11 protein-coding genes and 4 tRNA genes are annotated in these 12,416 nt (G+C 49.3%); 14 read left to right on the top strand and 1 reads right to left on the bottom strand.

What is annotated here, in order from left to right:
- The first annotated feature begins 19 nt into the window (after positions 1-19).
- From KZ771_RS06830 to KZ771_RS06820, 3 genes are read left to right on the top strand one after another with little or no spacing between them, the layout of a single operon-like run.
- Positions 20-478, top strand: a complete 459-nt coding sequence (locus KZ771_RS06830) for a type II secretion system protein (protein ID WP_133539072.1) — start codon at positions 20-22, stop codon at positions 476-478.
- A 1-nt stretch (position 479) separates the two neighbouring features.
- Complete coding sequence (locus KZ771_RS06825) at positions 480-887, top strand: hypothetical protein (RefSeq protein ID WP_290654740.1); 408 nt, start codon at positions 480-482, stop codon at positions 885-887.
- Positions 877-1,533, top strand: a complete 657-nt coding sequence (locus tag KZ771_RS06820; RefSeq protein WP_290654739.1) for a TadE family protein — start codon at positions 877-879, stop codon at positions 1,531-1,533. Before KZ771_RS06825 ends, KZ771_RS06820 begins: the two co-directional genes overlap by 11 nt.
- 5 nt (positions 1,534-1,538) lie before the next feature.
- Here the strand turns inward: KZ771_RS06820 and folD are convergent, their stop codons facing one another.
- A complete protein-coding gene (gene folD, locus KZ771_RS06815; protein ID WP_290654738.1) occupies positions 1,539-2,393 on the bottom strand; it encodes a bifunctional methylenetetrahydrofolate dehydrogenase/methenyltetrahydrofolate cyclohydrolase FolD in 855 nt (284 codons plus the stop codon).
- Positions 2,394-2,677: 284 nt separating this feature from the next.
- Between folD and KZ771_RS06810 the strand changes: the two genes are divergently transcribed.
- The 11 genes from KZ771_RS06810 to KZ771_RS06760 all read left to right on the top strand — a co-directional run bounded on the left by KZ771_RS06810 (position 2,678) and on the right by KZ771_RS06760 (position 11,981).
- Positions 2,678-2,754, top strand: a tRNA-Pro gene (locus tag KZ771_RS06810).
- A gap of 35 nt (positions 2,755-2,789) precedes the next feature.
- A tRNA-Arg gene (locus tag KZ771_RS06805) sits at positions 2,790-2,866 on the top strand.
- Between the two features lie 28 nt (positions 2,867-2,894).
- Positions 2,895-2,970 (top strand) — tRNA-His (locus KZ771_RS06800).
- A gap of 32 nt (positions 2,971-3,002) precedes the next feature.
- Positions 3,003-3,079 (top strand) — tRNA-Pro (locus KZ771_RS06795).
- 112 nt (positions 3,080-3,191) lie between these two features.
- The gene (locus tag KZ771_RS06790; RefSeq protein WP_290573251.1) at positions 3,192-3,416 is read left to right on the top strand and encodes a hypothetical protein; all 225 of its coding nucleotides are present in this window, start codon (positions 3,192-3,194) and stop codon (positions 3,414-3,416) included.
- A 196-nt stretch (positions 3,417-3,612) separates the two neighbouring features.
- Entirely contained in the window at positions 3,613-4,911 is a 1,299-nt protein-coding gene (tig, locus tag KZ771_RS06785) for a trigger factor (protein ID WP_133539077.1), read from the top strand.
- 96 nt (positions 4,912-5,007) lie between these two features.
- Positions 5,008-5,628 carry an ATP-dependent Clp endopeptidase proteolytic subunit ClpP gene (gene clpP / locus KZ771_RS06780; RefSeq protein WP_133539078.1) on the top strand — a complete coding sequence of 207 codons (621 nt, stop codon included), beginning with the start codon at positions 5,008-5,010 and terminating at the stop codon, positions 5,626-5,628.
- 9 nt (positions 5,629-5,637) lie between these two features.
- Positions 5,638-6,915, top strand: coding sequence for an ATP-dependent protease ATP-binding subunit ClpX (gene clpX / locus KZ771_RS06775; protein WP_133539079.1), 1,278 nt, complete (start codon positions 5,638-5,640; stop codon positions 6,913-6,915).
- Positions 6,916-7,037: 122 nt separating this feature from the next.
- Positions 7,038-9,371 (top strand): endopeptidase La, encoded by a 2,334-nt coding sequence (gene lon / locus KZ771_RS06770; protein WP_133539080.1) that lies wholly within the window; start codon positions 7,038-7,040, stop codon positions 9,369-9,371.
- Positions 9,372-9,656: 285 nt separating this feature from the next.
- A complete protein-coding gene (gene hupB, locus KZ771_RS06765) occupies positions 9,657-9,953 on the top strand; it encodes a nucleoid-associated protein HU-beta (RefSeq protein WP_279513219.1) in 297 nt (98 codons plus the stop codon).
- A gap of 156 nt (positions 9,954-10,109) precedes the next feature.
- Entirely contained in the window at positions 10,110-11,981 is a 1,872-nt protein-coding gene (locus KZ771_RS06760; RefSeq protein WP_290654737.1) for a SurA N-terminal domain-containing protein, read from the top strand.
- The last annotated feature ends 435 nt before the right edge of the window (positions 11,982-12,416 follow it).

Genomic DNA, 12,416 nt, shown 5'->3' with positions numbered 1-12,416 from the left:
TCAACATGGAGAGTTAACAATGACCGGACGTACAACACTACCGCGGGTAAGCGGATTCACCTTTATCGAAGTACTGGCAGTATTGAGTATTATTGCCATTGCTACGCTGGGCACATTGGTATTACGCGATTGGGCGGTATCCAACTCGCGGATATCGGAAGCCAAAAGCATGATTACGACGCTGCAGTCGGGGGCACAAATGTGGCGCCCGAATACCGGTGTTTTTACCGGGATTAGCATTAGTGAGTTAAGTGCTATTGGTGCAGTGCCGGAAACCTGGGGTGACGGAGTGGAGAAGAATCCCTGGGGGGGGGATGTCAGTGTAAGTGCCGATGTTGGAGATTTAACACGGTATACGGTGACTTTTTCTGGGGTCACATCTTCGACCGAGGGTGAGCGTATGGTAAAGGAATACACAGATCTTGCGGTGGTTGCGAGTTATATGACTGATACCCTAACAATCACCTTCCAGGGCTAACATGCCCCGCGGGATGACCTTAATAAGTAGTGTTGCGGCGCTAGCAGTTGCCGCAACGCTGAGCCTGGTGTGGATTAACTTATGGCAGCAGCAACAGCAATTGCAGCGGATGCAGCAATGGCAGCACGCGTTGTTGCAACTAAAACAGGCGCAGCGAGCATTTTTTAAACAGCAACAACGGTTTGCGCTGAATCAGGATGAACTACTCAGCGCCGGTTTGCTGCCGCATCGACTAAGTTTTCCGGAAACAGCAGAGTGGCGTTTTCAGCCCCAGCAACACGTGTTGCTCATGCAAACCGAGGTGGCTTTAGCGGCACCGCGGTTACTGCTGGGTGATGCGGGTAGTCCGCCGGCTTATAATTGGCAACCGCCGACGTTAACCGTCAAGGTGATAGGTTATGTTAACTAATAGACCGCAGAGCAGCCGCAAACGGCAACAGGCTCAGGCGGTGACCGAATTCATCATCGCCTGGCCGATTATTTTGCTGGCGATTTGCTTTGTGGTTCAACTTTTTTGGTTATGGTGGGCGCAGCAAACATTACACACGGCGACCCAATACGCCGCGCGCACCGGTGCCATTAATCACGGTAGTCAGCAAAAAATGCGTATGACCCTGATTGGTGCTATGGCCGGGATCAAGCCGCAGCTAAACCACGAGCAACCGTTAGTGGCGTCGCTGGCAGCGGTTGCCGAGCAAACATTACATTATAGTTTGTATGGCAGTATCAAAGTACGTCAGCCGACGGACGAGCAGTTTAAGCAATTCTCGCAACGGCGCTGGAACGTCGAACAACAGCAATGGGTGACCGAAATCCCGGTAGACCACTATGCAGCCCGTAAAGCAAAACAAAATAACGATGAGTGGGCTGCTGCCAGGCGCTTGGTTATCGAAACTCAGTGGTGCGAAAATTTAAAAATTCCGCTGGCGGCGGAGTTTCTCGGCCTAATCGCAAAACGGCGGGGAGAGTGCCTGTTGGGGAATAGTGCGGGTCAGCCGCAGTGGCCACTCAACAGTAGTGCAGAACACGAAATGTTAAGTGGCTACCGTAAGTAACTCGATTAATCGTGGTATTCGACGCAGGCTTGCAGGGTGTTTTCGATTAACGACGCGACGGTCATAGGGCCAACGCCACCGGGTACCGGTGTTATCCAGCCAGCGCGTTCGGCAGCGGCTGCATATTCAACATCGCCGGTCAGGCGGCCATCCGGCAGACGATTCATGCCCACATCGATGACAATTGCACTCGGCTTGATCCATTCCCCCGGAACAAATTCAGTTTTACCCACAGCAACCACGACAATATCAGCGCGGCGCACATGCTTCTCAAGATCGTTGGTAAAACGGTGGCAGACTGTGGTGGTAGCACCGGCCAGCAGTAACTCCAGACTCATCGGGCGGCCGACGATATTAGAAGCGCCAACAACCACCGCATTAAGGCCGTGTAAGTCGACTTTGGTGCTTTCCAATAAGGTGATCACACCTTTGGGCGTGCAGGGGCGCAAGGCCGGTATGCGTTGCGCCAGGCGGCCGATGTTATACGGATGAAAGCCATCGACGTCTTTATCCGGGCGGATGCGTTCCAGAATGGGCGTTGGATCAAGGCCGGCCGGCAGCGGTAATTGCAACAAGATACCGTCGACCGCATCATCTTCGTTAAGCTGGTCGATTAACGCTTCTAATTCAGCCTGTGACGTAGTCTCCGGCTTATTAAAGTCAAATGACTTTATCCCAACTTGCTGGCAGGCGCGGCGTTTGTTGCCGACGTAAACTTCCGAAGCCGGGTCGCTGCCGACCAACACTACAGCTAGTCCCGGCGCCCGCAGGCCACTGTTAACCCGTTCTGTTATTTGTGACTTAACTTGTTCTCTGACAGTTGCGGCAATGGCTTTACCATCGATGATTTGTGCGGGCATGTTGTTGTGATTCCCCAATCGCTGTGCGTGAATGTGTTTCTGTACGTTACTTATGGCGCTATAGTTTACGAGTTTTAGCCGAGCTTGTCACTGTAACACGGCGTACCCAAAACGGTTTATTATGATAGCAACCGCAGTGACTATTGTGGTAAAAATAGACAGCTTGTTGCAAAAGTAGGCAGTTAGCGATACATTCGCAAAAAGTGTTTGACGATAGTGACCTCAACAGGTAATATTCGCCCCCGTTGTCGGCCACCAAGGCCGTCACAGCTTTATCGTAAGTTCGGCGAGTAGCGCAGTTTGGTAGCGCACTTGGTTTGGGTCCAAGGGGTCGCTGGTTCGAATCCAGTCTCGCCGACCATTCGTTAAAGCAGGCGGTAGCAGGAATGTTCGATTGCGCCCGTAGCTCAGCTGGATAGAGCAACGGCCTTCTAAGCCGTCGGTCGCAGGTTCGAATCCTGCCGGGTGCGCCAGAACGCGCCAAGAAGAAATCACTCAGTGGTGGGTGTAGCTCAGTTGGTAGAGCCCCGGATTGTGATTCCGGTTGTCGTGGGTTCAAGTCCCATCATCCACCCCACTTCTTTTATCTCCAGCGTATAATAAGGTCATCGGCGAGTAGCGCAGTTTGGTAGCGCACTTGGTTTGGGTCCAAGGGGTCGCTGGTTCGAATCCAGTCTCGCCGACCATTTATTACAATTCTGATCAAATCTTCTATTGGTTGCGTAATTTCGCAGTAGGACTATCCTTTATAACAGGATCAGCGACAATACTACGCGTGAGCAAAACGGAGGTTTAGTCATGGCAGATTTTGAAACCTGTATGCGCAATCCCGCAGGCGCCTTTGGACAGCCCGAGGACGTCGTTAACCGCAGCGATTTCAGTAAAGAGCAAAAGCTGAAAATTCTACAGCAGTGGCGTTACGACGAATACGAAACGGAAGTGGCAGACCAGGAAAATATGGGTGCTGACAAGCCTGACCGATTAGGCGAAATCAATAACTTAATTCTGCAGTTAGAAGAGTAATCTGAACACCCACGTGCGCATCTGCGCACGTTCTCTACGTTTTTTCCTAATACCCTCTCGACTCCGACCGGTTAGCCCGCTATAATGCTGCGTCATTTTTAAAGGTCAACGCCGTTGTTGCGCCCGGCACCTAAATGATAAATAAAGGCTTTATGGGCAAACAACATTCATTGATTGAAACCGAGGTAATGAAGCAATGCAGGTTTCTGTAGAGACAACTCAAGGTTTAGAACGTCGCGTGACAATTTCGGTCCCGGCGGACACTATTGACAACGAAGTCAAACGTTTACTGAAAGAAGAATATCGTCACCGTCGCGTTAACGGGTTCCGTAAAGGTAAAATCCCGCCGCACGTGCTGCAGAAGCTATTTGGCCGTGAAGCACGCTCGCGCGCCGCTTCTGGCGTTATGCAAAGCAAGTTCTATGAAGCGGTAATGCAGGAAAAAATTAACCCTGCTGGCGCTCCGGCGATTGAACCTAAAGTGAATGAACCCGGCAAAGATCTTGAATTTACTGCAACTTTTGAAGTTTACCCAGAAGTTGAAGTTAAGAACTTAGATAAAGTTGCCATCGAAAAGCCTGCTGTCGAAGTGACAGAAGAAGACGTTGATAACATGCTGGAAACCCTGCGTAAGCAACATGCGGGCTGGAAAGAAGTTAAGCGTAAATCGAAAAAAGGCGACCGCGTTACCATGAACTTTGTCGGCTCAATTGACGGCGAAGAGTTCGAAGGCGGAAAAGCCGAAGACTTCCAGCTGGAGCTTGGCGAAGGCCGCATGATCCCTGGTTTTGAAGACCAAATCAAAGGCATTAAAGCGGGCGAAGAGAAGACTATCGAAGTCACCTTCCCGGAAGACTATCACGCTGAAAACCTTAAAGGTAAAGAAGCGCAGTTCGTGGTTACCGCGAGCAAAGTTGAAGAGCGTGAATTGCCTGAGCTGAACGATGAGTTTGTTGCTTTGTTCGGCGTTAAAGAAGGCGGTGTTGACGCACTTAAAGACGAAGTGCGTAAGAACATGGAACGCGAGTTAAACAATGCTCTGAAAGGCAAGATCAAAGATCAAGTCCTGAAAGGAATTGTTGAACAGAATGAAGTCGAATTGCCAAAAGCAATGATCGATCAGGAAATTGACGCGTTGCGTAAGCAAGCAGCTCAACGTTTTGGTGGTAATGCTGAACAAATGCCTGATTTACCGGCAGAGTTGTTCGAAGAACAAGCCAAAGAGCGCGTTAAAGTCGGTTTATTATTAGGTGAAGTTATTCGTCAAAACGAGATGAAGCCTGATGATGAAAAAGTCGACACCATCATTGCTAACGCAGCTTCAGCTTATGAAGATCCGGAAGAAGTTGTGGCTTACTACAAGTCAAACAACGATATGATGCAGCAAGTGCGCAATCTGGCTCTGGAAGAACAAGCCATTGATTACGTACTGGAGCAGGCTAAGGTCACTGAAAAGAAAGCCAGCTTCGACGACATCATGAACCCGAAGCAGTAATTAGCTGACGTCGTCCTTGACGGACGCCGTCTGTGCTTGGTTTAATGGCTCGTATGACCTCATACGAGCCATTTTTATTTCAGGAGCATTAAATTAATGTCGAGTGATATTCAGGATCCGATGGCACAGCTTGTCCCAATGGTGGTAGAACAAACTGCTAAGGGCGAGCGTTCATATGATATATATTCACGTTTGCTTAAAGAGCGCGTGATTTTTTGTTGTGGCCAGGTGGAAGACCACATGGCTAATCTTATCGTTGCTCAGTTATTATTTTTAGAGTCGGATAACCCGGATAAAGACATTTATCTGTACATTAACTCGCCGGGTGGCGTGGTAACTGCCGGCATGGCCATTTACGACACCATGCGCTTTATTAAACCGGACGTGAGTACCGTTTGTATGGGGCAAGCAGCCAGTATGGGTGCATTCTTGTTAGCCGGTGGTGCTCAGGGTAAGCGTTATTGTTTGCCTAATTCGCGGGTAATGATCCACCAGCCGCTGGGTGGTTTCCAGGGGCAAGCGTCTGATTTCGAGATTCACGCTAAACAGATTTTGGATCTTAAAGAGCGTTTAAACCGTATGCTAGCAGAGAACACCGGTCAGGATTATGACAAAGTCGCACAGGACACTGACCGCGATTACTTTATGGCAGCAGAAGAAGCGGTTAACTACGGGTTAGTCGACGGTATTCTGAATCAGCGTGGCGAAGAGCAGTAGGAGAACAGCATGACTGATAAAACCGAAGGTGAAGGCGAAAAGCCGTTGTACTGCACCTTTTGCGGTAAAAGTCAGCACGAGGTTAAAAAGCTGATTGCAGGTCCATCTGTATTTATTTGTGATGAGTGCGTGGATCTGTGTAATGACATCTTAAAAGAAGAAATTCAGGATATAGCACCGGCGGCGGCCGAAGAGAAACTGCCGGTTCCGAAAGAGATCCGTGGCAACCTGGATGATTATGTTATTGGTCAGGATCGCGCTAAGCGCGTGCTGTCGGTAGCGGTATACAACCACTACAAACGACTGCGCAATAGTGGTAAGGGTAAAGATCAGATTGAACTTGGCAAAAGTAATATTTTGCTGATTGGTCCAACAGGCTCGGGTAAGACGTTTCTGGCAGAGACTATGGCGCGCTACCTGGATGTGCCATTTACTATGGCCGACGCGACGACTCTGACTGAAGCCGGTTATGTTGGTGAAGACGTCGAAAACATTATTCAGAAGCTGCTGCAAAAATGTGACTACGACGTTGAAAAAGCCGAGCGCGGTATTGTTTATATCGACGAAATCGACAAGATTTCGCGCAAGTCAGATAACCCGTCCATTACCCGTGACGTCAGCGGTGAGGGCGTACAGCAGGCGCTGTTAAAACTGATTGAAGGTACGGTAGCGTCAGTGCCACCGCAGGGTGGTCGCAAGCATCCTCAACAGGAGTTTTTGCAGGTTGATACCTCGAAAATTCTGTTTATTTGTGGTGGTGCATTTGCGGGGCTTAGTAAAGTTATTGAGCAACGCCTGGCAACCGGTACCGGCATTGGCTTTGGTGCCGAAGTTAAAAGTAAAGACCGTGCTGAAGAAGGTAAAGTTATTGCACAGGTGGAGCCGGAAGATCTGGTCAAGTATGGCTTAATTCCTGAGTTTATCGGACGTCTGCCGGTTGTGGCGACACTGGATGAGCTGGATGAAGATGCCTTAGTGCAGATTTTGAAAGAGCCGAAAAATGCCTTAACTAAGCAATACTCTGCATTATTCGAAATGGAAGACGTAGAGCTTGAGTTCCGTGACGATGCCCTGCATGCGATAGCGAAAAAAGCGATGTCTCGTCGTACCGGCGCGCGCGGCCTGCGTTCTATCGTTGAAGACGTGTTACTTGGCACCATGTACGATTTACCGTCTATCGAGGGCGTTGCCAAAGTTGTTGTCGATGAATCGGTGATTGCCGGTGAGTCGGATCCTATTTTGATTTATGCAAATCAAAACAAGGAAAAACAAGCTTCTGGTGAATAAAAGGCGACTTTTAGCCCAAAAAGTGTGCAAAAAAGGGCCGTTTGGCCCTTTTTTTCTGTCAGACATTGAACTTTGCCGAGCAGACCGCATATAACAGTTATAACTAAGGTCGGGAGAAATTAATGAGCGAAGAACGTACAGAACAATTATCAATGCCTGTTCTGCCGTTACGAGACGTAGTGGTGTACCCGCATATGGTTATTCCACTCTTTGTTGGCCGCGAAAAATCTATCCGTTGCCTGGAAGCGGCAATGGATGCGGACAAAAAAGTGTTTTTGGCAGCACAGAAAGATGCGTCTGTCGACGAACCGACAGAAGACGATATTTATCGCGTGGGAACGGTAGCCACCTTGCTGCAATTGCTGAAACTGCCCGACGGTACAGTTAAAGTGCTGGTCGAGGGACAACAGCGTGCGCAACTGGATGAGTTGCAGGATGACGACGATTACTTTAAAGCCAGCATCCATTACCTGGCCTCGGAAGAATTGCCGGAAAAAGAACAGGAAGTGATGTTGCGCTCGGCGATGAATCAATTTGAAGGCTACGTAAAGCTGAATAAGAAGATTCCGCCTGAAGTACTGACCTCGTTGTCGGGCATCGATGACTGTGACCGCCTGGCTGACACTATGGCAGCGCATATGCCGTTAAAACTGGCGGATAAACAGCACGTGCTGGAAATTACCGATGTGCGCGAGCGTATCGAATACCTGATGGCGCTAATGGAAGGCGAAATCGATATTCTGCAGGTCGAAAAGCGCATTCGCAGCCGGGTTAAAAAGCAGATGGAAAAAAGCCAGCGCGAGTACTATCTGAACGAGCAGATGAAGGCTATTCAGAAAGAACTTGGTGAGGGCGAAGATGGCGTCGATGAGTTCGAGCAACTACAGAAAAAGATTGATGATGCGCAGATGCCGGCGGAAGCCCGCAAAAAAGTCGAAGCGGAGCTGTCTAAACTTAAGATGATGTCGCCGATGTCTGCAGAAGCGACCGTTGTGCGTGGTTACATCGATTGGATGGTATCCATTCCGTGGAAGAAAAAATCGCGTATTAAGAAAGATCTGGCCAATGCAGAACAAATTCTTGATGCCGACCATTATGGGCTGGAAAAAGTTAAAGAGCGCATTATTGAGTATCTTGCGGTGCAGCAACGTACCAGCAAGGTTAAAGGCGCTATTCTGTGCTTAGTTGGCCCGCCGGGCGTGGGTAAAACGTCGCTGGGTCAATCAATTGCCAAAGCAACCGGACGTAAGTACGTTCGCATGGCGTTAGGCGGCGTACGTGACGAAGCCGAAATACGTGGTCACCGCCGTACGTATATTGGTTCAATGCCGGGTAAACTGATTCAGAAGATGTCGAAAGTCGGGGTACGCAACCCGCTATTCCTGCTGGACGAAATCGATAAGATGTCTGCTGATATGCGTGGCGATCCGGCATCGGCGTTGCTCGAAGTGCTGGATCCGGAACAAAATATCAACTTTAACGATCATTACCTGGAAGTTGATTACGATTTGTCTGACGTGATGTTTGTGGCAACCTCGAATAGTATGAATATTCCGGCGCCATTGCTGGACCGGATGGAAGTGATTCGTTTATCAGGTTATACCGAAGACGAAAAACTGAATATCGCTAAACGCCACTTGCTACCGAAGCAAATCGAACGTAATGGTCTGAAAGCTAAAGAAATTACGGTTAATGACTCTGCCATTATTGGCATTATTCGTTATTACACCCGCGAAGCCGGTGTGCGTAATTTAGAGCGTGAATTATCGCGTCTGTGCCGTAAAGCGGTTAAAACCATCTTATTGGATAAGTCGATTAAACATGTCGAGATCTCAGATGACAACCTCAGTGACTTCCTGGGTGTGCAACGGTTTGACTACGGTAAAGCCGAGGAAGAAAACCAAATCGGCCAGGTTACTGGTTTAGCATGGACCGAGGTAGGCGGCGACCTGCTGACCATTGAGGCGACCAATGTTGCCGGTAAGGGTAAAATCACCTCGACCGGTTCACTGGGCGATGTTATGCAAGAGTCGATTCAAACCGCATTGACGGTGGTTCGTAGCCGTGCGGATAAGCTGGGTATTGCCGATGACTTCCACGAGAAACGTGATATTCACGTGCACGTGCCTGAGGGCGCAACACCCAAAGATGGGCCCAGCGCCGGTATTGCAATGGTCACTGCATTAGTTTCGTCATTGACCAAAATCCCGGTTCGTTCAGAAGTTGCGATGACCGGCGAGATTACGCTGCGTGGCGAGGTGTTAGCTATCGGCGGCCTGAAAGAGAAGCTGCTGGCAGCCCATCGCGGTGGTATCAAGCACGTGTTGATTCCCAAAGACAATGAGCGTGACTTAAAAGAGATTGCTGATAACGTTAAGCAAGATCTTAAAATTCAGCCTGTGCAGTGGATTGACGAGGTGCTGGCAGTAGCGCTGGAAAAAAATCCGATGGCTTAATAGTACAAAAGTCGTATAGCGTTTTGTATCGAAAACGGCAGAATGCGGTCTATGGCATAGAAATACGCCTACAGGCCGCATTTTTTCGTTAAAAATGTGGAAAAAAGGGTTTTCAAACGTAACGACTGTGGTAGCCTAAGTGTGAAAGCTTGCTATGGCACAAGTGGTAGCCGGGCAGCTGGACAGGAAAAGTTCGGTAACAATGGTGTTGAACATTCAAACTAAGCTTGATATAACAACTTCGGCCCATTTAAAAAATCCGAATGGAACCACGGAAATTTGATAATAACAATCGAAGGGGATGATACTGTGAATAAGTCTCAGCTAATTGACAAAATCGCGGCAGGTGCAGATATCTCTAAAGCTGCTGCTGGTCGTGCTCTGGACTCGATGACTGATGCAGTAACCGAAGCTCTGAAAAAAGGCGACCAAGTAGCATTGGTTGGTTTTGGTACATTCAGCGTACGTGAGCGTTCTGCGCGCACGGGTCGTAACCCACAAACGGGTGAAACTATTCAAATCGCTGCTGCAAAAGTACCTTCTTTCAAAGCCGGTAAAGCACTGAAAGACGCAGTAAATTAATTGAGGCGCTAACGCGCTTTTTTTATAAAAGATTTTGAGTAAATAATAACCCGGAGTTTAGAAGCTCCGGGTTATTTTTTTGTCGAAAGGGTGAGTTTTAGTGCGTTTTCGCTATAATGTGCCGTCGATAATTAAACCACGAAGGAAGTTCTGATTATGTTAGAGCGGATACGAGAAGGATCGCAGAGTTTTGCTGCGAAAGCCGTTCTGGTGCTGATTATTTTAACCTTTGCGTTAGCAGGGGTGGGTAGCTATGTAACCGGCGGTGCTGATACCACGGTGGCCGAAGTAAACGGCGCTGAAATAACACAAACGGAATATGACCGGGCATACGAGAATGAGCGTAGCCGATTGCAGCAACAATTTGGCGACATGTTCGATGCCATCAGTTCTGATCCTGGCTATATGCAGACTGTGCGCGCCAATGTCATGAATCAGTTAATTGAGCAGCAACTATTAGTTCAGTACGCTCAAAATAACGGCATGCGCATTTCTTCTGCCCAGGTAAAACAAGAAATTCGCGATATCCCGGCGTTTCGTACCGCCGGTCAATTCGACAATGACGTGTACCTGATGGCATTGCGTAATGCCGGCTACACACCGGAAAGCTTTGCCACTCTAATGCAAAGCGATCTATTACGTAGTCAGCTTTTACAGGCGCTGGCGGGTAGCGAATTTGCACTCGATTCTGAAGTGTTGGCGCTACTGCGTTTACAGCAACAAACGCGTTCAGGCGGTTATTTAGTTGCCCGTAATGCCGACTATGTCGATCAGGTTGAGTTGAGTGAACAGGAAATCACTCAATATTACGAAGATAACAGTCAGGCTTTTCAGGCGCCGGAGCGCATCCAGGTGGCTTATGTCGAACTATCTAAAGCTGATTTGATGGCTGATATCGATATTGCCGAGTCAGAAGTGCGCGAATTTTACGATAACCGCATTGACCAGTATCGTACCGAAGAAGAGCGCCGTATTTCACACATCCTGGTTGAACACTCAACCGATAATGCTGAGCAAAAAGCAGAACAGGCGCTGGCAGCACTGGAGCAGGGCGGTGACTTTGGCGATGTTGCGATGGAGTACTCTGATGACACCTTCTCAGCAGAAGTTGGTGGTGACCTGGAGTGGATTGAACGTGGCATGATGGACGAAGATTTCGATGCGGCGGCGTTTGCATTGGAAGAAGTCGGAGATATCACGGGTATCGTCGAGACCAGTTTTGGTTATCACATTATCAAGTTAACGGATTTGCGACCGGGCTCAGTGACTCCGTTTGAAGAGGTAAGGGGCGAGGTTCGTCAGCAACTGGTTGAGCAACAGTTAGAAGACCGTTACTTCCAGTTACAACAGGACTTAGCTGAAATCAGTTTTGAGCAACCTGACACACTGGAGCCGGCAGCGGAAGCTATTGGCGAGACCGTGCGTACCACCGACTTGTTTGCCCGAGAGCGCGCTCCAACGCCACTGAGTGATGATGTTATTCTGAATAATATCTTTTCTGAGCAATTGATCGATGAGCGCTTAAATAGCGATATCATCGAGACCTCGGACGATCGTTCGTTAGTCGTTCGTGTAGTTGACCACCAGCCGCAGCAGATTCGTCCGTTGGCAGATGTGCGGGCGCAAATTGAACGTCAGTTACGTACCGAAAAGGCGCAGCAGATGGCACTGGAACAAGCACAACAGTGGCAACAGCAGTGGTCTGAGGGTAGTAGCGAGTTAGACGATCAAGTGGTTTGGTTTGACAGCATCGGTATGAGTTCGCAAGAACACCCTCGTGGTGTGCTGCAGAACGTTTTCCGGATGGCACCTAAAGCCGGTGAAGAGCCTGCGATGCAGGCAGTCGAGTTGCCAAATGGTGATGCGGCAGTTATTGCACTGACCAATGTTACTGAAGGTAATGCAGAGTTGGGTGAGCAATCTCAGCAAGTACGTGAACAGCTGAGCAACCGCCAGGCACAAATCATGCTACAGGCGTTCATTGATACGCTGAAGCAGGACGCTGATATTATCCGTATAGATAATTAGGCGAAAACAGCCTCAATAGCTACAAACGCCCCGGCTTTCGCCGGGGTTTTTTTTGGGGCACAGCGCCCCGTCAGTGCGTTCATCCGCAGGTGATGGGGGGCTCAGGCCCGTCCGTGCGGTCATCCTTAGGCGATGGGTGGCTCAGCCCCGCCCGTGCGTTCATCCTCAGGCGACGGGTGGCTCAGCCCCGCCGTTACGCTCCCTGCGGTCGCTAAACCGGCGGGTACTTACGATCTTCCATGGCTTCGTTGCAACGACAGAGCCATTTCATTTTTATCGTTTAACGGTTGAATTCTTTTTAGGGATTTACGCAAAATAGCATTCAATGCGATGAGGCTCGCTCGGCTGTTTAATCATGGCAGATCGTGTGTAACCGCCGGTTTAGCGACCGAAGGGAGCGCACCGGCGGTGCAGAACCACCCGCCGCCTGAGGTG

Source organism: Idiomarina sp. (genome assembly GCF_019431395.1).
GTDB lineage: Bacteria > Pseudomonadota > Gammaproteobacteria > Enterobacterales > Alteromonadaceae > Idiomarina.
This window is presented reverse-complemented; position numbering and strand designations above follow the sequence as displayed.

Excerpts from the sequence above, each read along its gene's own strand:
- KZ771_RS06830 (WP_133539072.1), top strand. The coding sequence starts at position 20 with ATGACCGGACGTACAACACTACCGCGGGTAAGCGGATTCACCTTTATC.
- KZ771_RS06825 (WP_290654740.1), top strand. The coding sequence starts at position 480 with ATGCCCCGCGGGATGACCTTAATAAGTAGTGTTGCGGCGCTAGCAGTT.
- KZ771_RS06820 (WP_290654739.1), top strand. The coding sequence starts at position 877 with ATGTTAACTAATAGACCGCAGAGCAGCCGCAAACGGCAACAGGCTCAG.
- folD (WP_290654738.1), bottom strand. The coding sequence starts at position 2,393 with ATGCCCGCACAAATCATCGATGGTAAAGCCATTGCCGCAACTGTCAGA.
- KZ771_RS06790 (WP_290573251.1), top strand. The coding sequence starts at position 3,192 with ATGGCAGATTTTGAAACCTGTATGCGCAATCCCGCAGGCGCCTTTGGA.
- tig (WP_133539077.1), top strand. The coding sequence starts at position 3,613 with ATGCAGGTTTCTGTAGAGACAACTCAAGGTTTAGAACGTCGCGTGACA.
- clpP (WP_133539078.1), top strand. The coding sequence starts at position 5,008 with ATGTCGAGTGATATTCAGGATCCGATGGCACAGCTTGTCCCAATGGTG.
- clpX (WP_133539079.1), top strand. The coding sequence starts at position 5,638 with ATGACTGATAAAACCGAAGGTGAAGGCGAAAAGCCGTTGTACTGCACC.
- lon (WP_133539080.1), top strand. The coding sequence starts at position 7,038 with ATGAGCGAAGAACGTACAGAACAATTATCAATGCCTGTTCTGCCGTTA.
- KZ771_RS06760 (WP_290654737.1), top strand. The coding sequence starts at position 10,110 with ATGTTAGAGCGGATACGAGAAGGATCGCAGAGTTTTGCTGCGAAAGCC.